Origin of the sequence: Streptacidiphilus fuscans (genome assembly GCF_015690355.1) — a bacterium.
In the GTDB taxonomy this organism is placed as follows: Bacteria; Actinomycetota; Actinomycetes; order Streptomycetales; family Streptomycetaceae; genus Streptacidiphilus; species Streptacidiphilus fuscans.
The window spans coordinates 182,441-205,285 of sequence record NZ_JADPRT010000008.1 but is presented as its reverse complement, the minus strand read 5'-3'; the positions used below and the strand labels follow the sequence as shown (position 1 = coordinate 205,285).

Sequence of the window (22,845 nt, the reverse complement as noted above, 5' to 3'; positions counted from 1 at the left end):
GGATCGGACTCAGGCGCAGTGGACCGTGATCGTCGTCCAGGCGCCGACGTGGATCCGGTCGCCGTCGTGGAGCTCGACCGGGACGAAGGGCGACAGCGACTCGGCCGCGCCGTTGAGGGTGGTGCCGTTGGTGGAGTCCTGGTCGATGACCACCCAGCTGCCGTCGGGCTGCTCCTGGAGCAGCGCGTGCTGGTGGGACGCGCCCGGGTCCTCCGGGGCGATGGAGAGGTCGATCTCCGGGACCGTCCCGCGCTGGTGGCTGCGGCGGCCGATGCGGAGCTGGCCCTGTCCGGTCATCGGCACCCGGCGCTCGGGCGAGAACGGCGGGAAGTAGAGGCCGGACGCCTCCGGGCCGCTGCGGGCCATCATGTCGTTGAAGTACTCGCGGTCGGCGGTGACCACCGCGATCCAGGTGCCGCGCCGGGCGGGCGGCGCGGGCACCGGAGCAGCGCCGGGGCCGGGCTGCGGTTGCCCGTAGTCCTGCCCGAAGCCCTGCCCGTAGTCCGGATCCGGCTGGCCAGGGCCCGGCTGGCCCGGTCCCTGCGGCGGGGCGAGGAAGTACTCCGTGCCCGCACCGCCGCTGGTGTCGCCGGTGACGTAGTTGCCGTAGCCGCCGCCGAAACCACCGCCGGACTGGCCCTCGGGCGTCGGGACCGGCGGCTGCGGGACCGGAGGCGGCGTCATCTGCGGCCCCGGGTACGGCGGCTGGTTCGTCACCTGCGCCCCGGGGGCCTGGAACCCGGGGTCCCGGAACCCGGCGGGCTGCGGGCCGGGGCCGGGGCCGGGCGGCGGCGGGACCTGCGGCCCGTGCGCGGGCGGCTGCTGCATCCCGCCGCCGGTGCCCGCAGGCGCGAGGTCCCAGTTGTAGCCGCACTCCTCGCAGTACTGGCCGGTGCGCGGGGTGGAGCAGATCGGGCACATCGGCAGCCCGGCCGTCGGCGTCGGCGCGCCCGGGCCCGGCTGCCCGCCCGGCATCGCGTGCGGCGCCTGCTGCACCGGCGGCGCGCCCATGGGCATGCCGCAGAAGTCGCAGTAGTCGGCGGTCTGCGACTGGTGGCCGTGCGGGCAGATCGGCATTGCGGGAGCCCCCTCAGGGTCTGGCTCGTAGGTCTGGCGCGAAGGAGGTGGTGGGGAGCGGACGCGCTCCGTCTCGGGTAACGCTACTTCTTCACCCTGACGGTCTTCGTCGAGCGGGTCTCGAGGGTCATCGAGTCCTCCTCGGTCACGTTCTTACGGAAGCGAACGGTACCTTCCTTCGCGTCGACCACGTCCACGACCTTGGACAACAGCTTGAAGGTGTCCTCGTTGCCGGACGCTGCGGCGAGCTGGACCGCCTTGCCCAGCTTGGCCGTGGCGCTGTCCAGGTCGCCGCGCCGGTGGGCCTCCAGGCCCTCCTGGATCGCCCCGGCGAGCTCGGCCTGGCCGGTGTAGTGGGCCACCTGCGGGTTGATCTTGGTGGAGGCGTTGAGGTCGTCCGTCCAGACCGCCTTGACCAGGCCCTGCGACAGCACCTCGGAGGTGCCGTCGGCCTGCGGCACGACCAGGCTGATCCGGCCCGCGAGCATCTCGTCGCCGACGCCCGCCGGGGGCACCTCGATGCAGACGTGGTAGTCGCGGCTCTCGTCGCCCCACGAGCCGGTGGGGTAGTCGCCGGCGCGCGGACCGGCCTCCTTGCGGCGGCCGCTCAGGTCCTCGACGGTCGGGGCGACCTGCTTGACGAACTTGACCTGGGCGTTCGCGGGCGTCCAGACGCGCAGCGCCACGTCGGCCAGGGCCTTGCCCATGGCGTTCTCCATCATCGACCGGAAGTCCTCGGCGAGGCCGGAGGGGTCGGCGACGATGTCGACGGTGCCGAGCAGCGCGGAGGAGATCCGGCGCAGCTCCTCGACCTCCCAGTCGGTCCCGACGCCGCGGCAGTCGGCGGTGAACTTGCCCTGCACCCGGGAGAGGGTGCGCTGCAGCTGCTCCGGCTTCTCGTGCTCGTTGCGGCCGTCGGTCAGCAGGATGGCGTGGCGGATGGAGATGTCGGGGCGGGTGGAGAAGACCTGGTCGGCCTTGGTCAGCCAGGTGCCGATGGCGGTGCCGCCGCCGGGGGTGAGGCGGCGCAGCGACTGCTTGGCCTCCTCGCGGGTGCCCAGGCTGGACACCGCGAGCTGCCCGCCGCCCGGGTAGACCTCCTTGGCCTCGTGCGTCCCGGCGACGACGGCGAAGGAGACGCCGTCGCGGACCGCGTCGATCGCGGCGGCGGTGGCTTCGCGGGCGTTGCGGATCTTGGTCGGCGGGTAGTCCATCGAGCCCGAGCAGTCGACGGCGATGACCACGGCCGCGTCAGGCGCGTCGGCGGGGCCGCCGCCGACCGCGCCGCCGGTGGAGGTCACCGTGACGATGGCGTTGACCTCGTTCGCGCCCTGCGCCAGGTACTCGTTCTGGAAGATGTCGACCGAGAACTGCGGAAGGTTGGACTTGGTGAAGTTGGCAGGCATGGCGTCAGCTCTCCCCCTCGCGTAGCTGAATGGTGGGTACGTCAAGACGTCCGGGGACCAGCGTCGGAGCGTGGTCCGGTTCGACCTCGGGGCGCGGCGGCGTGGGCTGCATCGGCAGCACGGCGACGGTCACGTTGTCGTGGCCGCCCCGGTCGCAGGCGTAGCGGACCAGCGTCTGCGCCGCCTCCAGCGGACGCGTCCGCGCGTCCGGCGGGACGATCTTGGCCAGGTCGGGCGCGGCCTCGGAGTAGTTCCACAGGCCGTCGGTGCAGATCAGCACGATGCCGGGGGCGTCCGGGGCGAAGCTCAGGGTGTGCGGCTCGACCTCGACGGCGTCGGCGCCGAGCCAGCCGGTGATCGCGTGGGCACGCGGGTCGGCGAAGGCCTCCGCCTCGGACATCAGCCCGGCAGCGACCATCCGGGTCGCCCAGGAGTCGTCCACGGTGAGCCGGACCGAGCGGGACCGGTCGTCGGGGAACCAGTAGCCGCGGCTGTCGCCGACCCAGCCGAGGGTCACCTGGCCGTCGGTGGCGATGGCGCTGACGATGGTGCAGGCGGGCGAGTTGCGACTGGGCTCGCGCTCGAACTCCTCCGCCAGCCGGTCCACCCGCTCAGCGGCGGCGAGGATGGCGGTGTGCATGGCCGTCTCCGGCGCGACGCCGGACTCCAGTTGCTCCAGCAGCGACTCACTGGCGCAGTCGGCGGCGGCTTGTGACGCCTCGTCAGGTCGGGTCGCCGAGGAGACCCCGTCGCAGACCACCGCGACCACGGCGGGCCCGCCGTCCGGACGCGAGGTCGCGGCGACCGCGAAGGCGTCCTCGTTGCGGTGGTGCCGGTGGCCCCGGTCGCTGACGCCGCAGACGCTTGCCAGCGCCCGCTCCTGGTGGTCCCGCGGACGCGGCTGGGCGCGACCGCAGAGCTCGCAGTAGCCGTCGCTGTCGATCCGCTGCGCCCCGCAGCCGACGCAGAGCCGGGTGTCCGGCACGGCGGGCGTGCCGATGCGCGGCTCGACGGCGGGGTGGACCGGGCGGGGCGCGTCGTCCTCGCCGGACGCGTCGGGCAGCTCGGTGGCGAGCAGCGGCGCGGCGAGCACGAAGTCGCCGGTCTGGCCCGTACCGGTAGTGGTGGGCCCGCCGGTCCCGGGACCGGCGGTGGCCGGAGCCGCAGCCGGGGCGGACGTGCCGGAGCCGCCGGGCCCGCCCAGGGCGAAGTCGTCGCCCGAGCCGTCGGAGCCGCCCGAGTTGCCCCTGCCGGCCGAGCCGCCCGAGCCGTCGGCGCCGTGACCGGCCGGGAGGTCGTCCCAGTGCTCGGGGCCGTGCTCGTCCGCGCTGTGGGGCGCGACCGGCCACGCGGGCGCGGGCGGCGGGGCGGGAGCGGGGACGGCCGCCGGTACTGCCGGAGCCGCCACCGCCCCGCGCGGGTCGGTGACCGCGCCCCCGCGCGCGGCGACGAGGTCCGTGCCGCACTCCTCGCAGAACAGGTCGCCCTCAGCGACCGGCTGGGCGCAGCGCGGGCAGGAAAGCGTCAGTTGGTCCATGCCTGATCTCTCACACCCAGGTCCTGGGGCGGGTGCGGTTGGCCCGCTCCACCCATGCGATGCGCTGGTCGGCGCTGTCGGACAGTCGTGCCAGAACCCGGTAGGACTGCTCCAGCGCGAAGCGCAGGTCGCGCTCCTCGGCGGAGTGGCCCAGCAGGTCCACCGGCCCGGCGCCCGCCGGACCGTCGGGTCGTCCCGCGAGGACCCAGCCGAGCGCCTTGCCCAGCACCTCGACGGTCAACTCCTCGCGGCGGCGCGCGTCGAGGCCCAGCCCGGTCAGCTGGCGCGAGCACGCGTCCAGGTCCTCGCGGAGCGGCTCCTGCGCCGCGCGGTCACGCAGCCGGGCCCGGACGGATGCGACGCGCGCGGCGACGTAGTGCGTGGACGCCTCGGGCACCGACTCCAGGGCGGCCACCGCCCCGACCCGGTCGCCGGCGGCGAGCAGCACCCGGGCCAGCCCGAACGCCGCGCTGACGTAGGCGCGGTCGGTCGTCCAGACCAGCCGGTAGAACTCGGCCGCGTCCTCGCGCTCGCCGAGCGCCTCGGCGCAGACGCCGAGCGCCAGCTTGGGCGCGGCCTCGCCGGGGAAGGCGTCGTAGACCGCGTCGAAGGCCTCGGCGGCCGTCTGCAACGAGGCCCGCGTCTCGGGGCCGTTCGGCTGGGCGGAGGCGACCAGGGCGGCCAGGCCCCGGTACCAGACGACCCGCCAGTCGTCGGGGAAGTCCACGAACAGCTCGGCCAGTGCGGTCTGAACGGCCGTCAGGTCGCCCAGCTCGATCAGTGCGCGCAGGCCGCGCAGCCGCAGCTCGACCGAGTTGACCGGCGCGGCCTGAAGGGCGGCCAGCACCTCGGCCGGTGCGGTCGCCATCAGCGCGGCCAGGAAGCCGGCGTTGGGGTCGCCCGGGTCGATCCGCGGCACCGGCAGCGCCAGCGCCGCAGCCCGGGTGTCCAGCGGCAGCACCTGCGGCGCGGTGCCCGGGCTCGCCGTGACGGCGGCCGGGAGCGCCGCCGCGCCCTTGCCCTTGCCCTTCCGTCCGCCGCGCAGCGAGTCGGGCGCGCCCAGCTCCGCGTGCAGCAACTCGGTGTCCACGACCCGCAGTTCCGGGCCGAAGAGGGTGGACAGTGCCGGACGCGCTCTGCCGTCCTGGAGCGCCAGCACCTCGCGCAGCACGCCGGTCAGCTGCTCGGCCATCTCCTGCGCGGAGGCGAACCGGCGGCCCGGGTCGGCGTCGGTCGCGCGGACCAGCAGCCGGTAGTACGACTCGTAGCGGTCGAAGACCTCGACCTCCTCCGGCCCCGGCAGCGAGTCCCGGTAGACGGTGGAGTAGCCCTGGAAGTCGAAGGACATGACCGCCAGCGCCCGCGCGACCGTGTAGAGGTCGGACGCGGGCGAGACGCCGTCCGTGGCTATCTCCGGCGCCTGGTAGCCGATGGTGCCGTAGATCGCGCCGTCGTCGTCCTGGCGGCGGACCGCGCCCATGTCGATGATCTTCAGCTGGTCCTCGGACTGGATCACGTTGTCCAGCTTGAAGTCGCAGTAGATCAGGCCCCGGCTGTGCAGGTAGCCGAGCGCGGGCAGCGCCTCCAGCGCGTAGGCCATGGCCTGTTCGACCGGCAGCGGCTCGCGGCGGCCGTCCGGCGTGCGGCGGGCGTCGGCGATGTCCTTGAGCGACTTGCCGCCGACGTACTCCATGACGATGTAGCCGTCACGGGTGCCCTTGCGGGCGTCCGGGTGCTCGACGAAGTTGATGATGCGGACCAGGTTCGGGTGGTCCACCTCGGCCAGGTAGCGGCGCTCGGCGATGGCGACCGCGAGCGCCTCCTCGTCACCGGTGTCGAGCAGGCCCTTCAGCACGATCCAGCGGTCGTTGACGCGCCGGTCGATGCCGAGGTAGATCCAGCCCAGACCGCCGTGCGCGAGGCAGCCGACCACCTCGTACTGCCCGCCGACCAGGTCCCCGGCGAAGAGCTTCGGGGTGAACGAGTACTCGGTGCCGCACTTGGCGCAGAAGCCCTCGGTGCGGCCGGGCGTGCCGTTGCGGGAACGGCCCACCGGAGACTCGCACTTGGAGCAGAACCGCTTGCGCTCCGGCACCTCCGGGTTCTGCAGCACCGCCGTCCGCGGGTCCGGACGCGGGATCGGCGGCACGGTGACCAGGCCCGCGCCGAGCGCGCCCCGGGTGCCCTGGCTGGTGCTGCGGGTGCTGCGCACCGAGACGGAGGTCGACCGCCCGGTCCGGCTGGACCGCGAACGCCCGGACATGGAACGGGAGCTGCGCGAACTGCGGGACGTGCTGGTGCTGCGCGAGGTGCTGCCCGAGCCGGACGAGCCGCCCGAGCCCTGCTGCGCCGGGATCGCCGCGGTGCCCTGCGGCATCGGTGCCAGGCCGCACTCGGTGCAGTAGCCGTCGGCGTCGATGACGCCGGTGCCGGTGCAGTCGGGCCGCACGCAGGGCGCGCCCGGCCCGCTCGGGGTGTGCGCGGCGGGCGTGGGCGGTGCGCCGGTCGTGCCACCCGCCCGGCCGCCGACGCCGGTCGCGACCGGGAGCGGGGCCAGCCCGCACTCGGTGCAGTAGCCGTCCGCGTCGATGACTCCCGTGCCGGTGCAGTCCGGCCGTGTGCACGGTGCCGCGTTCATCCCCGCCATCCCCCTGCGGTCTGGGCCGCAAAAGTCGTCTGGTTCCACTTGTCGAGCCGGTCGAGCCTGTCGATCTGGTCGGACGTGTCGAGCTGGTCCTGCCGGCAGTGCCTGTCGTGCTGGTCCGTCATCATGCTTACCCCCATGGACTGTCAGGCACCGTAGGGCCGTCCGTCCACCGGGCCGCCGCCGGGCGGCGCGGCGTGCTGCTGGGACGCCTGCTGCTGGGCCGTGCGCAGCGCCTGCTGGTACCGCTGCACCGCGTAGTCCGCGGCGCGCAGGTCGCACGGGGCGCTCCAGAGCATCCGCCGGGCCTGGTCGTAACGCTCTATCAGCTCCGGGTCCTCGGACATCCCGCGCCGGGCGGCCATCGCCTTGTAGGCGTCCAGCCGACCGCGCAGCTCCGCGCGGACCGCAAGCGGGGCGGTCACCGCGGTGAGCGACTCCCTGGCGCGTTCCAGCTCGCGCAGCGAGGCGGCCTCCAGCGTGTCCAGCAGCGGTGCCAGCCGGTGCCACTGCCCGTGCTGGCGCAACTGGTCGGCCTGGGCCAGCCGTTCGCGCATCGCGCTGGCCGGTCCCGGGACCGTCGGCACCTCGGTGGCGGCGATCTTCGCCAGCACCTCGCCGCGGGCCCGGCGTGCCTCGGCCAGGGTGGCGTCGGCGCGGGCCAGGGTCTCGCCGACGCGCTCCAGCCGTTCGTCCGCGTCGTCGCGGAGCCGGAGCAGGTCGGTGAGTTCGAGCCGGATGTCGTCGACGGTCCGGGCGGCGCGGTCGTAGCGGCCGGTCTCCACCGTCCCGCCGACGGGCTCACGCCCGGGCGCGGACATGGCCGCCGGACGCGGCGTCCAGAAGACGAGCGGGTCGGTGACCACCTCGCTGCGCAGCGAGGCGAGTTCCTTGCCGATCTCGTCCAGCGCGTCACCGGCCGGGTGCTCGCCGGGGTGGACGCCGACCGAGCCGGCCAGCGCCTGCACCCGGCCGAGTTCGGCCAGCAGCAGGTCGATCCGGGCCGGCAGCGCCGACCAGACCGCGTCGGCGGCCGAGGCGACCTCGATGATCCGGCCGTACCAGTCGTTCATCCGGGCCACCAGCTCGCCCAGGCTGACCTGTTCGCTGAGTCGCGCCCCGCCCGTCAGCGAGCCCGCCGTGGCGGGCAGTTGGCTGCCGGAGACGGTGACGCCGCTGCCGCGCAGCAGCTCGGTCAGCTCGATCAGCTCGGACTGGCTGGGCCGGTTGCGCCGGGAGCGGACCGCGCGGGCGGCCGCCAACGCCTCGGAGTAGGTGTCGAACAGGTTCCACATCAGCTGGAGGCCCGGTGCGGCGGCCTCCCACCGCTCCCGGGTACGACCGGTGAGCTCCGCGCCCTCGAGCAGACGTCGACCCGGGTGGTCCTGCAGTGCCAGCAGGGAGGCTTCGACGGCCTCGCGCTCGGTGCCGAGTCGGGCGAGTGCGCGGTCCACCTCCTCGCGGGTCATCACGGGACCGCCTGGTCCGGTCAACGCCATGCTTGCTTGTCTCCCTGTGGGTCGTGCCAGTGGTCAGATTGTCAGATGGGGGTCGCCGTGGGGGACTCGGGGCAGGTCTTTGTCGATTCCTTGACGTCTTCGCTACGGCTGTGCCTGTCCTCGCAGGTCAGCCCGGTCGCGGGTGAGGCTGCGCGGGGGCGGCGGCGGGGGCCGGTCACTGCTCGTTGACCCAGTGCGCCACGGGCGGGGTGCCGTCCTTCGAGGTGCCCTGCTTGAGCCAGTGCTGGTAACTCGCCTGCCAGCCGCCGTTCGCCTCGTAGGACTGGATCACCGCGTTGACCCTGGCGACCAGGTCCCAGGCGTCGTGCTTGACGGCGACGCCGTAGAACTCGGTGTCCAGCAGCGCGCCGGGCAGCTTCAGCGTCGGGTCCTGCGCGGCCTGACCCGCCGCCAGCGCGCCGTCGGTGATGGTCGCGTCGACCTGGCCCAGCTGCATCAGCACCAGGCAGTCCAGCTGGTTGGCGACGTGCACCTCCTGCGACTTGTACGGGCTCGCCTGCAGCTTCGACTCGGCGATCGAGCCGGAGGCGGTGCAGACCCGCTGGCCCTTCAGCGAGCTGTCGAACCCGGTCACCTGCGAGGTGCCCGGCACGATCAGCTGCTGACCGGTGGTGAAGTACGGTGCGGAGAAGGAGACCTGCTGCTCGCGCGCGCAGGTGATGGTCATGGCGCGCACCACCATGTCGACCTCACCGGTCTCCAGCGCGTTGATCCGCTGGTCCGTCGGCACGGCCAGGAAGTCGACCGCGTTCGGGTCGCCGAACAGCGACTGGGCGATGGCGTGCACCAGGTCGATGTCGAAGCCTTCCAGCTGACCCGACTTCGGGTCGCGGAAGCCCCACAGGTAGCTGTTGGTGTCGATGCCGACCACCAACTTGCCGCGCTGCAGGATCTTCTGGACGTCAGGGCCGCTGTCCGAGGTGCTCGGCGTCTGGCTGGCCTGCTGGTCGCAGCCGCCGCTCGCGTCCGCCGGGGCGTGGGCGGGCGCGTGGGCGACGAGCACGGGGGCGTCGGTGACCAGCCCGCCCGTGTCCGCCGCCGAGCTGCCCGCGAACGCGAAGCCGCCCAGCAGCAGCGCCGCGGTCGCGGCCCATACGCCGGGACGCCGGAGGACGCGCAACGCCTGCCTTGCACGCGACACCTGCCCCGAACGCGACACCTTCCCTGTACGCGACACCTTCCCTGTACGCGACACCTGCTCCGTACGGGACGCCGGTCCGGTGGGCGACGCCTGTCCGGCGCGCGGCCGGTCGGTGGTACTCATCAGTGCGCTCCTCCCTACCGGTACTCGGCCACGCGTCGGTTGATGCCCGCCACCGCGCCGACCGCCGCGAGCACCGCCAGCAGGCCCGCGCCGGGCGCGAGCAGGGTGGTGGCGTTGCGTCCCTGGTCGGCGAGGCTGGTGAACTGCGCCTGCTCGTGCGCGGCGGCACTGTCGAGGCTGCTCTCCAGCCCGGTGAACGAGGCGTTGATGGTGGTGCTCCCGGTGCCGATGGTGTCGTTCAGCGCCGTCTGGTAGTCGCCCGCCTGGTTGGCGGCGTACGCGGTGTCGTGCCGCGACTGCCAGGTGTGCCAGTCGCTGAGCGCGGCGGTCAGCGCCTGCTGGGAGACCGCGTCACCCGCCGTCATGCCGCGGGCGGTGGGCAGGTAGCCGCTGGTGCCGCCGGGGTTGCCGAGGACGGCGCTGTCCTTCTCCCAGGCGTCCTCGTAGGAGGTGGTCGAGCCGCGGGCCACCAGGTTGAGGTTCTCCGCGCCACGGCACTTGAGCGCCTCGATGCCCGCCTCGTTCAGCACCTGAAGCGGCGCGGCGCCCTGGGTGTCGCTGTCGGAGAGGTACGACGAGGCGACGCTCTGCCCGGCCGCCAGCCACAGCAGCGCCACCGTCGCGCACGCGGTGCCCAGCACCAGCCCGATGTTGAAGACCCGGTTGGACCGCCGGTACAGCAGCACCTGCGCGCGGACCAGCAGGACCAGCACCACCACCCCGAGGCCGAGCGCGGCCCACGGCAGCGAGCGGGCGTCGTCGTAGTCCGCGTGCAGCCGAGCGGTCTCGGCGTTGTAGAGGTTCTGGGCCTCCGTCAGCATCTGACCCTGCATCTGGCTCGAGGCGTAGCTCAGGTACGCCCCGCCGAGCGGCAGGCCCTGCCGGTCGTCCGCCTTGGCCGTGTCCACCAGCCCCGCGTAGACCGGGAGCTGGGTGTTGAGCTGCTGGATCCACTGCTGGCCGGGGTCGTTCGGGTCGGTCTGCGCGGCGGCCCGGGTGAGCAGCTTGGACGCGGTGGCGATGTCGGCGTTGTACTGGTCGCGCACGGTCGCGGTCTCCGCGCCCGCTTGCAGGAAGCCGGTCGCGGCGGTGGTGTCGGCGTCGGCGAGGGACCGGAAGATCTGCGCGGCGTCGTCGCTGAGCGGCTGGCTGTGGTTGACGCCGTTGTCGGCGGCGGTGGTCCGCGCGTTCACCTGCCAGACCGTCAGCGCGCCGAACAGCAGCGCGAGCACGGCGAGTCCGAGCGCGCCGGACCGCAGGCGCCTCGGCGGCGTGCCGGTCAGCACGGCGGTCGCCCGCTCCCGCGGCCCTCGGCCTCGGGTCCGGCCTTGGACGGGTGGTTCCTGCAGCGTGGTGGCCATACTGTGCGCGTCCCCCTTCCCCTGCGCCTCTGCGTGTTTCGCAAGCAGTATGGCCGCCCACCTCGACCGGCACACCCCGGATGCTGCGATCTTGGGCTTTCGCGGCAGAGCTGTGACACAAGTCGTCAGCAGGGTACGACGATCGGACCGGGCGTCACCAAGCCGGACGAATCGGGCCTTTGGGGCCCAGTGCCGCCAGATCCCCGGTCAGTTCGGCGAACCGCTGCGCGCCTAGGGCCTCGCGCCAGGGCGCGACGGTGGCGACGGCTGCGGCGTCCGCGGCGCGGGTGCAGGCCCAGCCGCGCTCGGTGAGCTGGAGCAGGCGCGCGCGGGCGTCGGTGGGGTGCGGGTGGCGCTCGACGTACCCCTTCTTCACCAGCTCCTCGACGAGTTGGGCGGCGGCCTGCTTGGTCACCCCGAGGTGCGCCGCGAGGTCGGCGGTGGTGGCCCCGCCGTGCGAGATCCGCGCGAAGGCGAAGCCGTGCGTCGGCCGCAGATCGTCGAACCCGGCGTCGACGACGCGTCGGTGGATGCCCTCCACGAGCTCGCCCGCGAGGGCGAGGACGAGCGTGGAGAAGGAGAGGGCGGTCGCGTCGGGGGTGCTGCTGTCCATGGGTTGACCTTAGCGCAATGGACAAGTAGCTTGTCTGTATCGAGATGGACAAGCTACTTGTCTATCTGTTCCTGTTCTTCGTGTCGGAAGGAACCTGCCATGCCCTTCATCCGCAGCACCGAGGCCCGGCCCCACGAGATCCACGGCGCCCGCTTCCTGGCCTACGCCAACCCGTCCACCGGCTCCAAGGAGCTCTCCGCCTGGCGCGCCGAGATCCCGGCTCACACGGCGGGCACGGCCCACACCGTCACCAAGGAGGAGATCATCCACCTGCTCGACGGCCGCCTCGCCGTCACCGTCGACGCCGAACGCGCCGAGCTCGCGCCGGGCGACGTCCTGATCGTCAACGCGGGCAGCACGCTCCGCGTCGACAACGAGAGCGACTTCGCGGCGGCGATGTGGACCTGCACCTCGGTCGGCCTGGAGGCGCTCCTGGCCGACGGCTCCCGGCTCGCGCCGCCGTGGGCGAACTGAGCAACTGCCCGCGCGGAACCGTCAGCCGGCGGCCAGGATGCGGCGGAGCCAGGAGTGGCGTGCCTCGCGTGCGGCGCGGCTGATCGCGGCATCGGCGACGACCCGGTCGAAGCAGTGGAAGCCGCCGGCCCAGACGTGCAGCTCGGCCTCGCCGTCGGCCTGCCAGATGCGCTGGGCGTAGGCGACGGCCTCGTCGCGCAGGCACTCGGCGGAGCCGGCGTCGATGAAGGCGGCCGGCAGGCCGGACAGGTCCGTGGTGCGGGCGGGCGCGGCGTACGGCGAGACGTCCGGACCGCCCTGCGCGGAGCCGAGCAGGCTGCTCCAGCCGAACCCGTTGTAGCTGCGGTCCCAGATGTCGAGGCCGTCCATCTGCCAGGCCGAGGCGCTGTCGTTGCGGTCGTCGAGCATCGGGCTCATCAGCAGCTGACCGCGCAGGCGCGGGCCACCCTTGTCCCGCACGGTCAGCGCGAGCGCGGCGCTCAGGCCGCCGCCGGCGCTCGGCCCCGCGACGACGATCCGCTCCGGGTCGATCCCGAGCTCGTCCGCGTGCTCCGCCGTCCACAGCAGACCCGCGTGGACGTCGTCGATCGGCGCGGGGTGCGGGTGCTCGGGTGCGAGCCGGTAGCCGACCGAGACCAGCGTCGCGCCGAGCAGCTCGGCCATGTCCAGCATCGGGTCGAGGGCGATCCGGTGGTCACCGCAGAACGTGCCGCCGCCGTGCGAGTAGTACAGCACCGGCCGTGACGCGGGAGCGTCCACCGGCGTGCAGATCAGCAGCGGCACCTCGGGCTCGCCGGGCAGCCCCGGCACCGTCCGCTCGGTCACGGCGAACCGGCCCTCGCGGCTCAGCGTCTCGTGCGACGGCACCCCGGCCGCGTCCCCGGCGCGGATCTCCGCCAGCCGCTCGACGCCGATCGGCGGTTCGTCCTCCGCCATGATCTCGGCCTGGACGGGCTGCAGCTCTGCGTCGAACGGTACGGGCACGGTCATCCCCCTCGGTGGTGGTCGATCGCCGGGCACGGTAGCTGTCCCGTTCTCGGCGTCGCAAGGGAATTGTGCGGTGGCGCCGGGTGATCCCGCGCTCCTGAGGAACGTGCGACTTCCCGGCGGCTCAGCTATGCGTACGCCGCCCGCAGCTTCGCCTGCGCTGCCGGTCCGCCACCCAGCTGCGCTGCCGCCAGGTGGTCCAACCCCAGGAGTGCCGCCCCCACCACCGGGGGCGTGGTGACGACTCGCGGTCGGGCCAACGGCGCTCGCGCTGCCAGCAGTTCCGCGACCGCGTCCAGCAGCAGCGGCTGTCTCGCCGCCAGAACTCCGCCGCCGAGGACGACGTCGGCCGGGGTGTCGAGCAGGTCCAACCGCTGCAGCGCCACTCCCGCCAGCGTGGTGATCTCCTCCGCCTGGCGGTGGACCAGCTCCAGGGCGATGGCGTCGCCCGCCTCTGCGCAGCGGAAGAGGACCGGGACCAGTTCGTGCAGGCGGGACTCCGGCAGCTCGCCGAGGTGGACGGCCTCCGCCACCGAGCTCGCGCTGTCGAGGGCGAAGTGGTCGGCGACGGCGGCCGCCAGCGCGGTGGACGGTCCGCGGCCGTCCTCCGCGCGGACGGAGGACCACATCACCTCCAGGGAGATGCCGCCGCCTCCGCCCCAGTCCCCGGTGATCTGGCCGAGCGCGGGGAACCGCGCCGTGCGGCCGTCGGGGAGCAGACCGACGCAGTTGATGCCCGCGCCGCAGACGACCGCGACGCCGCGCGGCGCGTCCGTGCCCGCGCGCAGCAGCGCGAAGGTGTCGTTGGCCACCACCGTGGTCCGGGACCAGCCCCGGGCCGCGATGGCCGACTGGAGTTCCCGCTCCTCGACCGGCAGGTCCGCGTTGGCCAGGCACGCCGAGGCGTGCGTGACCAACGGGCCCTGACCGAGCGGGAGTTCCGCCGCAGCCGCCGCCTCGGCGACGATCGCCGCCAGCCGGTCGATCGCCGCGTCCGGGCCGCCCACGTAGGGCCGGAAGCCCTCCCCGCGGGCGGAGCCGAGGACCGCGCCGGTCGCGCTGACGATGGCCACGTCGGTCTTGCTGTTGCCCGCGTCGATCGCGAGGACGCCCGCGACCAGCTCGGTGCCCTCGGCGCCGACCGTGCCGGCGCCGAGGGGGTTCCCTGCCTCGCCGTCGTCCGAGGCGTCGGCCGTGTGGTCAGCCGCATGGTCGCCCGAGGGGTCGGCGTCGGGGTGATGGGAAGGTGTCATGAAGGTCGTCACGCCCACGCCAGGTGCTCGCGGTTGTGCGCGATCAGACGGTCCGTCAACTGCTCCGCCAGGTCGATCTGTCCCACCAGCGGATGAGCCAGCAGCGCCTGGAAGACGCGGTCCCTGCCGCCGCGCAGCGCCGCGTCCAGCGCGAGCTGCTCGTAGCCGGTGACATGCGCTATCAGCCCGGCGTAGAGCGGCTCGACCGCGGCGACGGGCCGTGCGCGCGGGCCCGCCGCGTCGACCAGGGCCGGGACCTCGATCACCGCGTCGTCCGGCAGGAACGGCAGGGTGCCCCGGTTGAGCAGGTTGACCACCTGCTCGGACGGTCCGCCGCCCTGGGTGCCCAGCAGTGACGCGACCAGCTGCACGGCCGCCTCGCTGTAGAACGCGCCGCCGCGCTGCGCCAGCAGTTCCGGCTTCTCGTCCAGCGTCGGGTCCGCGTACATCGTCAGCAGCTCGCGCTCGATCTCCGCCACCTTGGCGGCGCGCGAGCCCTGCTGCTTCAACTCGGCCACGACCGCGTCGTGTTCGTAGAAGTAGCGCAGGTAGTACGACGGCACCACGCCCAACTGCCGCACCAGCGACAGCGGCAGCTCCAGGTCCTCGGCGATCGCCTCGCCGTGCCCGGAGATGAGGTCCGGCAGCACGTCCTTGCCGTCCAGTCGGACGCCGCGCTCCCAGGTGAGGTGGTTGAGTCCGACGTGGTCCAACTGGACGCGCTCCGGCGCGACCCCGAGCAGGCGTGCGAACTTGCGCTGGAAGCCGATGGCCACGTTGCAGAGCCCGACGGCCTTGTGACCGTGCGTCAGAAGTGCCCGCGTGACGATGCCGACCGGGTTGGTGAAGTCGACGATCCACGCGTCCGGCGCGGCCCGGCGGACCCGCTCGGCGATGTCCAGGACGACCGGGACGGTGCGCAGCGCCTTGGCCAGGCCGCCCGCGCCGGTGGTCTCCTGGCCGACGCAGCCGCACTCCAGCGGCCAGGTCTCGTCCTCGTTGCGGGCGGCCTGCCCGCCGACGCGGAGCTGCAACAGCACCGCGTCCGCGCCCTGGACGGACGCGTCGAGGTCGGTGGAGGTCGTGATCGTGCCCGGATGGCCCTGCTTGGCGAAGATCCGCCGGGCCAGGCCGCCGACCAGCTCCAACCGTGTAGCGGCCGGGTCGACCAGGACCAACTCGCCGATGGGCAACGTGTCGCGGAGTCTGGCGAAGCCGTCGATCAGTTCCGGCGTGTACGTCGAGCCGCCCCCGACGACGACCAGCTTGAGGCTCATCAGCCCTTGACTCCCGTCAGTGTCACGCCCTCGATGAAGGCCTTCTGTGCGAAGAAGAAGACGATGATCACGGGCGCCATCACCAGCAGGGTGGCGGCCATGGTCAGGTTCCAGTCGGTGTGGTGCGCGCTGTGGAAGGTCTGCAGACCGTAGGAGACCGTCCACGACGCGGGGTTCTGCGCCAGGTAGATCTGCGGGCCGAAGAAGTCGTTCCAGCAGTAGAAGAACTGGAACAGCGCGACCGCGGAGATGGCCGGCTTGATCATCGGCAGGACGACCCGCCACAGCGTGGTGAACTCGCCGCAGCCGTCGACCTTGGCCGCGTCCAGGTACTCCTTGGGGATGGTCAGCAGGAACTGGCGCAGCAGGAAGATGGAGAACGCGTCCCCGAAGGCCATCGGGATGATCAGCGGCCACAGCGTGCCGGTCAGGTGCAGCTGGTTCGTCCAGACCAGGTACATCGGGACGATGATCACCTGCGGCGGCAGCATCATCATCGAGATGACCGCCATCATCGCCACCCGGCGCCCCGGGAAGCGGAACTTGGCCAGCGCGTAGGCGACCGGGACCGAGGAGACGACGGTCAGCACCGTTCCGGAGACGGAGTAGATGATGCTGTTCTTCCACCAGCTGGTGAAGCCCGGCACCTTGAACACGTTGATGTAGTTGCTCCAGACCCAGTGCTGCGGCCAGAGGTTGGCGCTCAGCGTCTGGTCGTCGCTCATCAGCGAGGTCAGGAAGAGGAAGACGAACGGCAGCAGGAAGAACAGCGCAGCGGCGATGCCGAGCGAGTGCACGGCGATCCAGTTGAGCCTGCGGTTGCGAACGGCCCGGCGGTGCGCGGCCGTTCGCGGCGCGGGCGCCGGGGCGCTCGCGGGGGTGTCGAGAGTCAGTGTGTCGCTCATGGTCGGATGGCTCCTTTCCTGCTCAGTCGTCGCCCATGAGGCCGGAGCGCCGGCGCATCAGCAGGGAGGTGAAGGCCATCGCGAGCACGAACAGGACCAGCGAGACCACGCAGGCCGAGCCGATGTCGTCGTTGCTCTGGAAGCCGAGGTTGTAGACGAGTTGGGGGACGGTCCAGGTCGAGCCGCTGGGGTAGCCGGGGACGTAGTTCGTGCCCGCGCCGCTGATCACGCCGGAGGCAACCTGACCGGCGACAATCGCCTGGGTGTAGAACTGCAGCGTCTGGATCACGCCGGTGACGACCGCGAACATGATGATCGGCATGATGTTCGGCAGCGTCACGAAGCGGAACCGCTGGAAAGGGCTGGCGCCGTCGAGCGACGCCGCCTCGTACTGCTCGGTCGGCACGTCCAGCAGCGCGGCCATGAAGATGACCATCAGGTCGCCGATGCCCCACAGCGCCAGCAGCACCAGCGAGGGCTTGGACCAGTTCGGGTCGTTGAACCAGCCGGGCTGCGGCAGGCCGAGCTCGCCGAGCACGTGGTTGACCGGCCCGGTACCGGGGTTGAGCAGGAAGGCGAAGCCGATGGTCGCCGCCACCGGAGGAGCCAGGTACGGCAGGTAGAAGGCGGTGCGGAAGAAGCCCGCACCCGTCTTGATCTTGGTGATCAGCATCCCGATGCCGAGCCCGAAGATCACCCGCAGCGTCACCATCACCACGACCAGCCACAGCGTGTTCCGCATGGCCTGCCAGAAGTACGGGTTCTGGGTGAGGACGTAGTTCCAGTTCTTCAGGCCCACGAAGTTCGGCGGGTTGTAGCCGTCGTAGTGCATGAAGGAGAAGTAGACGGTGGAGATCAGCGGGTAGGCGAAGAAGATCGCGAAGCCGATCAGCCACGGGGAGAGGAAGGCCAGTGCCACCCGCAGCTCGCGGCGGCGCTTGCGCTTGAGCGCGGGCGCGACCGGAGGCCTGCCTGCGCGCGCCCGGCGCTGGGTGGGGGACGGGCCGGTCTCGGCCGTCGTGCTGCTCATGACGTTCACCACCGGGTGACGGGGGAGGAGGAGAGGGGGCGGGGGCCGGACCGGCCGGAGCGGGTGCGTGCTCCGACCGGTCCGGCTGTGACGGGTGTCAGAACCCGGAGGTCGGTGTCAGAACCCGGAGGTCACTGCGCCCCGGCCTGGGCGAGCGAGTTGTCGATGTCCGAGTCGGCCTTCTTCAGTCCGGCCGTCACGTCGGTCTGCTTGCCCGACTGCAGGTCCAGGCCCAGGTTCTGCAGGATGGTGACGTAGTTGTCGCCGTCCGGCGTGGCGGGCTGGGTCACCGACTTGGGGTCGGCGGCCACGTTCAGGAAGGTCTGGAAGGTGCTCGGCAGCTTCAGGTCCGGCGACTTGAGCGCGGCCAGGGTGCTCGGCACGTTGTCGATCGCGTTGGCGAAGGTGACCAGCGCGTTGGTGTCCGTGGTCATGAACTTCACGAACTCCCAGGCCGCGGCCTGCTTCTGGCTGTTGCGGTTGATGCCGATGATGGTGCCGGTCTGGAAGCCCATGCCGTAGTCGGCCGCCATGTTGTCCGGGACCGGGAACGGCGCGGTGGCCCAGTGGAACGGGACGTTGTCCTGCTGCAGGTTGGAGATGCGCCACTCGCCGTCCAGCTGCATCGCGACCTTGCCCTTGTCGAAGGCGTTGGCGGCGAACTCGTCACCGTAGCCGGTGCGCAGCTTCTCCAGATGGGCGTAGCCGCCGAGCTGGTTGACCAGGCTCTTCTGCCAGGAGAACACTGCGGGCCAGGTCGGGTCGTTCTCGAGGTTGGACTTGCCGTCCGGGGTGAAGTAGGTCGGGTTGTACTGGCCGCCCACGTAGCCGGTGTTCTGCTCGTAGTAGTCCCACAGCGGCATGTAGCCGAGCTGCTGCGAGCCGTCGCCCTTGGTCAGCTTGACCGCGTCGGCGGCCAGCTCTGAGAAGGTCTTCGGCGGCGATGCGATGCCTGCGGCCTTGAACATGTCGGTGTTGTAGTAGAGGCCGTACGCGTCGCCCAGCAGCGGCAGCGAGCACTGGTCGCCCTTGTACTGGGTGTAGCTGAGCATGGTTGGCGAGAAGGTGGTCTTCGGGTCGATCCCGTCCTTCGCCATCAGCGGGTCCAGGTTGACGAACGCGCCCGTGGAGCAGAACTTGCCGACGTCGGTGGTGGAGAAGTCGGAGACCACGTCGGGCGCGCTGGCGCCGGTGGCGCGCAGGCCCTGGGTGATGGTGTCGCCGGAGACCGCCTTGACCGCGTTGACCTTGATGTTCGGGTGCAGCTTCTCGAATGCGGCGATGTCGGAGTTGATCGCGGCGAGCTCGTTGGGCTGGCTCCAGCCGTGCCAGAAGGTGATGGTGACCGGCTTGTTGTCGGTCCCGGTATTGCCCTGCGCGCCGGTGTTGGGCTGGCCGGTGCAGGCGGCGGCGGTGAGTGCGAGCGAGGCAGTCACGGCGAGGGCCGCCAGGGCGCGGCGTCCTCTGCGGGGGAGGGCAGTCGACACGGGGACTCCAGTGGGTTGGGACCGGTGGTGGATGCACGGGGCTACGGGCGCGGCCTGGTGCGGGTGCCGGTCCGTTGCCGGGGTGGGGGCGGTGCTGCGGTGCAGGTGGTGCGGCGGTGCATGTGGTGCGCGGTGCCGGTGTTCCTGTAGTGCCGGTGTTTCCGTGGTGCGGGTCAGTGTGTGGAGAAGACCTGTTCTCGCACGGTCGCCAACGCGGTCTGGAGCGCGCCGATGACGACGGGCGAGCCGGACAGCTCGCTCTGCAGCAGGCGCGGTCGGGGCACGGCCAGCCCCGACAACTCCTCCTGCACCAGCGCGCGCAGGCGTTCGCCTCCGGCGCGCGGGACCGCGCCGCTGAGCACGATCAGCTCCGGGTCGACCACCGCGACGACCGCCGCTAGGCCGGTGGCCAGGCGCTCCGCGAGGGTGCGCAGGAACACGGCCCCGGAGGCGTCGGCGGTGTCGCCTGCCTCCACCCGTCGGACCGCGTCGGCGACGGCGGCCTGGGCCGTGTCGCCGTCGAGACCGTGCTCCCGGGCCAGCTCCAACACGGCCGGGGCGCCGGCCAGTTCCTGGAAGCCGCCCGAGTTCGCGGTCTCCAGCTCGGGGTTCTTGATCAGCGGCGCGCCGGGCATCGGCATGTAGCCGATCTCGCCCGCGCCGCCGGTGTGGCCGCGGTGCATCCGGCCGCCCAGGACCAGGGCGGCGCCGATGCCCGCCTCGACCCAGAGCAGCACGAAGTCCTGGAGGCCGCGGGCCAGTCCGACGCGCTGCTCGGCGACGGCGGCCAGGTTGACGTCGTTCTCCAGCGCGACCGGGACGCCGAGCTCCGCGGTCAGCTCCTCCAGCAGCCGGGGCGAGTGCCAACCGGGAAGGTGCGCGGCGTAGCGGAGTTCGTCGGTGGCCGGGTCGAGCGCGCCGGGCGTGCCGATGACGACGGCGCGCAGCTCGCTGCGGTCGAGGCCCGCAGCGGTGGTGGCGACGTCGAGGGCGCGTCCGACCTGCTCCCCGGCCGGGCCGGGGTCGTCCTCGTGCTGCGGCAGCCGGTGTTCGGTGACGACGCGTCCGGTGATGTCCGCGATGGAGACCCGGACCCGCTCGGGGCTGACGTCCAGGCCGGCCACGTAGGCGGCGCGCGGGTTGATCTCGTAGAGCTGCGCGCCGGGGCCCGGACGTCCGGCGGTGGTGCCGACCGGGACGACCAGTCCGGCGCTCTCCAGCCGGGTGAGCAGCTGGGACGCGGTGGGCTTGGACAGCCCGGTCAGCGTGCCCAGTTGGCTCCGGGACAGGGGACCCTGTTCGAGCAGCAGCTCCAGGGCGGCGCGGTCGTTGATCGCACGCAGCAGCCTCGGGGTACCGGGCTGCGAGGCGTTGCTGCGGCCGGTCGCCATGGCGTTCCCCCACTCTCCCTCGCGTCGCCCTCATGGAGGACGACTGGGCCCTGAACTGAAAGGAAAGTTTCCTAACGGTTGGCCAGGAACGTACGGCTGCGGATGAGGGGATGTCAATGCCCCGGGAAAGCCTCGATTCTCTTGGAGACCGAAGCGTTACCCGGGGCGTTGGGAGGGGTGAGCGGGCGGTTTGGATCAGACCGAGACGGCTTCTTCCTCTTCCTCCCGAATGTCGTCCGGCGTCTCCGAGGCAGGGGCAGTAGCCAGGGTCGCGGTCGGGATCGCGGTCGGGACGTTCGACGCCGCGACGAGCGTCGAGCCCTGCGACTGCCGGGACTTGACCAGGCCGGTGATGCCGAGCCCGGCGGCGGCGACCAGCGCCCAGATCGCCAGGATCCACACGTCGGTCGAGAAGCCGCCGCGGCCGTCGAAGTAGATCATGCTCCGCGTTCCCTCGACGAAGCCCGAGCCGATCCAGAACGAGTGCAGCGAACCGAAGAAGCCGTTCTGCAGGTCGGGGCGGAAGACGCCGCCGGAGGAGGTGAAGTTCAGCATCACGAAGAGCAGCATCGTGCCCAGCGTGGTCCAGCGGCCCAGGAAGTGGTGCAGCGCGGTCCCGATCCCGGCCACCGCGAAGGAGTAGACCCAGGCCAGCGCGAACAGTCCGGCAAGGTCGTGGTGGACGAAGTCGAAGACCGGCCCGGCCAGCACCGTTCCGATCACCGCGACCGTGAGCGAGACGCCGACGCAGAGCGCCGCCTGCGTCCGCACCCGCAGCGCCGCGCCCGCGCCGCCGATCACGGCGACGCTGCCGTAGGAGCCGATGCTGATGGCCACCAGCAGGAAGAAGAGCGCCTGGTTGGTCGGGTCCTGCGACGGCATCGGGGTGAGGTCGACCGTGGCCAGCGGCTGGTGCCCGGTCGCGGCGACGGTGGTGAAGATCTTCGTGGCCACCTCGACGTCGGTGCCCGAGTTGGCGGTCGCGACGTAGAGCTGCGGGGTGCCTGCGCCGGGCTGGTAGGCGGCGACCAGCGAGCGGTTCATGATCTGCGCCTTGGCGGCGTCGGCGCTCGGCAGGGTGGTCACGTCGAGCGCGTCGCCCGCCTGGTCCTTGATCGTCTGGGCCAGCACGTCCGCCTGCGGGGTGGCGCCGATGACCGCGACCTTCATGTGGTGCGGCGACGGCGCGTGGAACGCGCTCTCGTAGGCGAGCCCCATGCCGAGGCACATGAGCAGCGGCAGCAGCAGGTGGGTGAGGACGCGCCGGAGGACGGCGCGTTCGGAGGGTGCGGCGGTGGTGGCCGTGGCGGACATGTTCACCCCAGAAACGATTGGTAATTACAACTAAGCGACTAAGTTGTACTTTACAACGATGTCCTTGGGGTTGGCAAGCGTCGGCGGGTGTCGGCCGGCGCCGGCGTGGGTCGGCAACCGGCGCGGGCGGGGGCCGCCGGGTGACCGGTCGGGCCCGCGCCCTCGTGCGGTGGAGTCTGCGCGCCTACTTCTGCAGCGGGTCGTCCAGGCCGGGTATCGGCGCGGTGCCGCGCGACTGCGCGCTCAGCGGGTCGCCGAGGACGGACGGGGCGTTGATGTCCGACGCGGGGCGCTGGGCCGGAACGGCGTCCTCGATGGGCAGGGTGGCCCCGAGGCGGATCCCCGCATCCTCCAGCGCGATCTTGATCCGGCGGCGCAGCTCACGCGCGACGCCCAGCGACTTGCCCGGCAGCACCTTGACGGAGACCTGGACGATCATCGAGTCGGCGGCCAGCGAGTCGACGCCCAGCACCTTGACCGGCTCGATCAGCGACTCGGCCCACTCCTCCTCCTTGTCCATCTCCTCGGAGGCGGCCAGGATCAGCTCCTTCACCCGGTCCAGGTCCTCGTGGTAGCCGAGCGGGATCTCCACGCTGGCGGTCGCCCAGCCCTGGCTCAGGTTGGCGATCCGCTTCACCTCGCCGTTGCGGATGTACCAGATCTCCCCGCCCGCGCCGCGCAGCTTGGTGACCCGCAGGCCGACCTCCAGCACGGTGCCGGTGGCCACCCCGGTGTCGATCTGGTCGCCGACGCCGTACTGGTCCTCAAGGATCATGAAGACGCCGGAGAGGAAGTCCGTCACCAGGTTGCGCGCGCCGAAACCGATCGCGACACCGGCGACGCCCGCGCTGGCCAGCAGCGGGGCCAGGTTGATCCCCAGCACCGGCAGGATGGTGATCGCCGCTGTGCCCAGGATCACGAAGGACGCGACGCTGCGGAGCACCGAGCCCATCGCCTGGGACCGCTGCCGCCGCCGCTCCGCATTGGCCAGCAGGCCCGACATCCACGCACTCTCCGAGTGGTGGTGGCCGGTGCTGTTGGCCATCTTCTCGACCATCTTGTCGATCAGCCGCACCACCAGGGCGCGCACCACCAGCGCGATGACCGCGATGAAGATCATGCGCAGCGCGTCGGTGACCCACGCCTGCCAGTGCTGGCTGACGTAGCCGACGGCCTGGCTCGCGTCGTGCAGGGAGACCGTGGGGGAGGTCGAACTGGTGCTTGGAGAGGTCTGGCTGGACATCGCCCCAGAGTAGCCATCGGCACCGAACCCGACGCAAACCCGCAGGTGCGTGAGAAGTGTGT

19 protein-coding genes are annotated in these 22,845 nt (G+C 72.1%); 1 reads left to right on the top strand and 18 read right to left on the bottom strand.

The features are described from left to right. Positions 1-9: 9 nt before the first annotated feature. From I2501_RS20595 to I2501_RS20555, 9 genes are all read right to left on the bottom strand, one after another. Positions 10-1,077 carry an FHA domain-containing protein gene (locus I2501_RS20595; RefSeq protein ID WP_196195603.1) on the bottom strand — a complete coding sequence of 356 codons (1,068 nt, stop codon included), beginning with the start codon at positions 1,075-1,077 and terminating at the stop codon, positions 10-12. An 83-nt stretch (positions 1,078-1,160) separates the two neighbouring features. Next, on the bottom strand, positions 1,161-2,483 hold the full coding sequence (locus I2501_RS20590) for a vWA domain-containing protein (RefSeq protein WP_196195602.1): 1,323 nt from the start codon (positions 2,481-2,483) through the stop codon (positions 1,161-1,163). A 4-nt stretch (positions 2,484-2,487) separates the two neighbouring features. Further along, positions 2,488-4,020 carry a PP2C family serine/threonine-protein phosphatase gene (locus tag I2501_RS20585; RefSeq protein WP_196195601.1) on the bottom strand — a complete coding sequence of 511 codons (1,533 nt, stop codon included), beginning with the start codon at positions 4,018-4,020 and terminating at the stop codon, positions 2,488-2,490. 10 nt (positions 4,021-4,030) lie between these two features. Next, the gene (locus I2501_RS20580) at positions 4,031-6,658 is read right to left on the bottom strand and encodes a serine/threonine-protein kinase (protein WP_196195600.1); all 2,628 of its coding nucleotides are present in this window, start codon (positions 6,656-6,658) and stop codon (positions 4,031-4,033) included. Beyond that, positions 6,655-6,792: a hypothetical protein gene (locus I2501_RS20575; RefSeq protein WP_196195599.1), complete on the bottom strand. Its 138-nt coding sequence runs from the start codon at positions 6,790-6,792 to the stop codon at positions 6,655-6,657. The genes I2501_RS20580 and I2501_RS20575 overlap by 4 nt, the downstream gene beginning before the upstream one ends. Positions 6,793-6,810: 18 nt before the next feature. After that, entirely contained in the window at positions 6,811-8,163 is a 1,353-nt protein-coding gene (locus I2501_RS20570; RefSeq protein WP_236046762.1) for a hypothetical protein, read from the bottom strand. 175 nt (positions 8,164-8,338) lie between these two features. Next, on the bottom strand, positions 8,339-9,448 hold the full coding sequence (locus I2501_RS20565; RefSeq protein ID WP_196195598.1) for a glutamate ABC transporter substrate-binding protein: 1,110 nt from the start codon (positions 9,446-9,448) through the stop codon (positions 8,339-8,341). A 14-nt stretch (positions 9,449-9,462) separates the two neighbouring features. Next, positions 9,463-10,809: a hypothetical protein gene (locus I2501_RS20560; protein ID WP_196195597.1), complete on the bottom strand. Its 1,347-nt coding sequence runs from the start codon at positions 10,807-10,809 to the stop codon at positions 9,463-9,465. A gap of 154 nt (positions 10,810-10,963) precedes the next feature. Further along, positions 10,964-11,422, bottom strand: a complete 459-nt coding sequence (locus tag I2501_RS20555; protein ID WP_196195596.1) for a MarR family winged helix-turn-helix transcriptional regulator — start codon at positions 11,420-11,422, stop codon at positions 10,964-10,966. 99 nt (positions 11,423-11,521) lie between these two features. On the opposite strand from I2501_RS20555, the gene I2501_RS20550 reads away from it, so the two are divergent. Further along, on the top strand, positions 11,522-11,896 hold the full coding sequence (locus I2501_RS20550; protein WP_196195595.1) for a cupin domain-containing protein: 375 nt from the start codon (positions 11,522-11,524) through the stop codon (positions 11,894-11,896). A 21-nt stretch (positions 11,897-11,917) separates the two neighbouring features. On the opposite strand, the gene I2501_RS20545 is transcribed toward I2501_RS20550, so the two are convergent. From I2501_RS20545 to I2501_RS20505, 9 genes are all read right to left on the bottom strand, one after another. After that, positions 11,918-12,886 (bottom strand): alpha/beta hydrolase, encoded by a 969-nt coding sequence (locus tag I2501_RS20545; RefSeq protein WP_196195594.1) that lies wholly within the window; start codon positions 12,884-12,886, stop codon positions 11,918-11,920. Positions 12,887-13,011: 125 nt separating this feature from the next. Beyond that, a complete protein-coding gene (locus I2501_RS20540; RefSeq protein WP_196195593.1) occupies positions 13,012-14,136 on the bottom strand; it encodes an N-acetylglucosamine kinase in 1,125 nt (374 codons plus the stop codon). Between the two features lie 8 nt (positions 14,137-14,144). After that, positions 14,145-15,413: a 6-phospho-beta-glucosidase gene (locus tag I2501_RS20535; protein WP_196195592.1), complete on the bottom strand. Its 1,269-nt coding sequence runs from the start codon at positions 15,411-15,413 to the stop codon at positions 14,145-14,147. Beyond that, complete coding sequence (locus I2501_RS20530) at positions 15,413-16,318, bottom strand: carbohydrate ABC transporter permease (RefSeq protein ID WP_196195591.1); 906 nt, start codon at positions 16,316-16,318, stop codon at positions 15,413-15,415. The genes I2501_RS20535 and I2501_RS20530 overlap by 1 nt, the downstream gene beginning before the upstream one ends. Before the next feature lie 22 nt (positions 16,319-16,340). Next, positions 16,341-17,348 (bottom strand): carbohydrate ABC transporter permease, encoded by a 1,008-nt coding sequence (locus tag I2501_RS20525; protein WP_196195590.1) that lies wholly within the window; start codon positions 17,346-17,348, stop codon positions 16,341-16,343. 131 nt (positions 17,349-17,479) lie between these two features. Beyond that, the gene (locus tag I2501_RS20520; protein ID WP_196195589.1) at positions 17,480-18,835 is read right to left on the bottom strand and encodes an extracellular solute-binding protein; all 1,356 of its coding nucleotides are present in this window, start codon (positions 18,833-18,835) and stop codon (positions 17,480-17,482) included. 173 nt (positions 18,836-19,008) lie between these two features. Then, the gene (locus I2501_RS20515; RefSeq protein ID WP_196195588.1) at positions 19,009-20,226 is read right to left on the bottom strand and encodes an ROK family transcriptional regulator; all 1,218 of its coding nucleotides are present in this window, start codon (positions 20,224-20,226) and stop codon (positions 19,009-19,011) included. 195 nt (positions 20,227-20,421) lie between these two features. Then, positions 20,422-21,540, bottom strand: a complete 1,119-nt coding sequence (locus tag I2501_RS20510) for an ABC-2 transporter permease (RefSeq protein WP_215909837.1) — start codon at positions 21,538-21,540, stop codon at positions 20,422-20,424. A gap of 184 nt (positions 21,541-21,724) precedes the next feature. After that, complete coding sequence (locus I2501_RS20505) at positions 21,725-22,783, bottom strand: mechanosensitive ion channel family protein (protein WP_196195586.1); 1,059 nt, start codon at positions 22,781-22,783, stop codon at positions 21,725-21,727. Between the last annotated feature and the right edge of the window lie 62 nt (positions 22,784-22,845).

Excerpts from the sequence above, each read along its gene's own strand:
- I2501_RS20585 (WP_196195601.1), bottom strand. The coding sequence starts at position 4,020 with ATGGACCAACTGACGCTTTCCTGCCCGCGCTGCGCCCAGCCGGTCGCT.
- I2501_RS20555 (WP_196195596.1), bottom strand. The coding sequence starts at position 11,422 with ATGGACAGCAGCACCCCCGACGCGACCGCCCTCTCCTTCTCCACGCTC.
- I2501_RS20595 (WP_196195603.1), bottom strand. The coding sequence starts at position 1,077 with ATGCCGATCTGCCCGCACGGCCACCAGTCGCAGACCGCCGACTACTGC.
- I2501_RS20505 (WP_196195586.1), bottom strand. The coding sequence starts at position 22,783 with ATGTCCAGCCAGACCTCTCCAAGCACCAGTTCGACCTCCCCCACGGTC.
- I2501_RS20570 (WP_236046762.1), bottom strand. The coding sequence starts at position 8,163 with ATGGCGTTGACCGGACCAGGCGGTCCCGTGATGACCCGCGAGGAGGTG.
- I2501_RS20580 (WP_196195600.1), bottom strand. The coding sequence starts at position 6,658 with ATGAACGCGGCACCGTGCACACGGCCGGACTGCACCGGCACGGGAGTC.
- I2501_RS20510 (WP_215909837.1), bottom strand. The coding sequence starts at position 21,540 with ATGTCCGCCACGGCCACCACCGCCGCACCCTCCGAACGCGCCGTCCTC.
- I2501_RS20575 (WP_196195599.1), bottom strand. The coding sequence starts at position 6,792 with ATGATGACGGACCAGCACGACAGGCACTGCCGGCAGGACCAGCTCGAC.
- I2501_RS20590 (WP_196195602.1), bottom strand. The coding sequence starts at position 2,483 with ATGCCTGCCAACTTCACCAAGTCCAACCTTCCGCAGTTCTCGGTCGAC.
- I2501_RS20545 (WP_196195594.1), bottom strand. The coding sequence starts at position 12,886 with ATGACCGTGCCCGTACCGTTCGACGCAGAGCTGCAGCCCGTCCAGGCC.
- I2501_RS20560 (WP_196195597.1), bottom strand. The coding sequence starts at position 10,809 with ATGGCCACCACGCTGCAGGAACCACCCGTCCAAGGCCGGACCCGAGGC.
- I2501_RS20565 (WP_196195598.1), bottom strand. The coding sequence starts at position 9,448 with ATGAGTACCACCGACCGGCCGCGCGCCGGACAGGCGTCGCCCACCGGA.
- I2501_RS20540 (WP_196195593.1), bottom strand. The coding sequence starts at position 14,136 with ATGACACCTTCCCATCACCCCGACGCCGACCCCTCGGGCGACCATGCG.
- I2501_RS20530 (WP_196195591.1), bottom strand. The coding sequence starts at position 16,318 with ATGAGCGACACACTGACTCTCGACACCCCCGCGAGCGCCCCGGCGCCC.
- I2501_RS20550 (WP_196195595.1), top strand. The coding sequence starts at position 11,522 with ATGCCCTTCATCCGCAGCACCGAGGCCCGGCCCCACGAGATCCACGGC.
- I2501_RS20515 (WP_196195588.1), bottom strand. The coding sequence starts at position 20,226 with ATGGCGACCGGCCGCAGCAACGCCTCGCAGCCCGGTACCCCGAGGCTG.
- I2501_RS20525 (WP_196195590.1), bottom strand. The coding sequence starts at position 17,348 with ATGAGCAGCACGACGGCCGAGACCGGCCCGTCCCCCACCCAGCGCCGG.
- I2501_RS20535 (WP_196195592.1), bottom strand. The coding sequence starts at position 15,413 with ATGAGCCTCAAGCTGGTCGTCGTCGGGGGCGGCTCGACGTACACGCCG.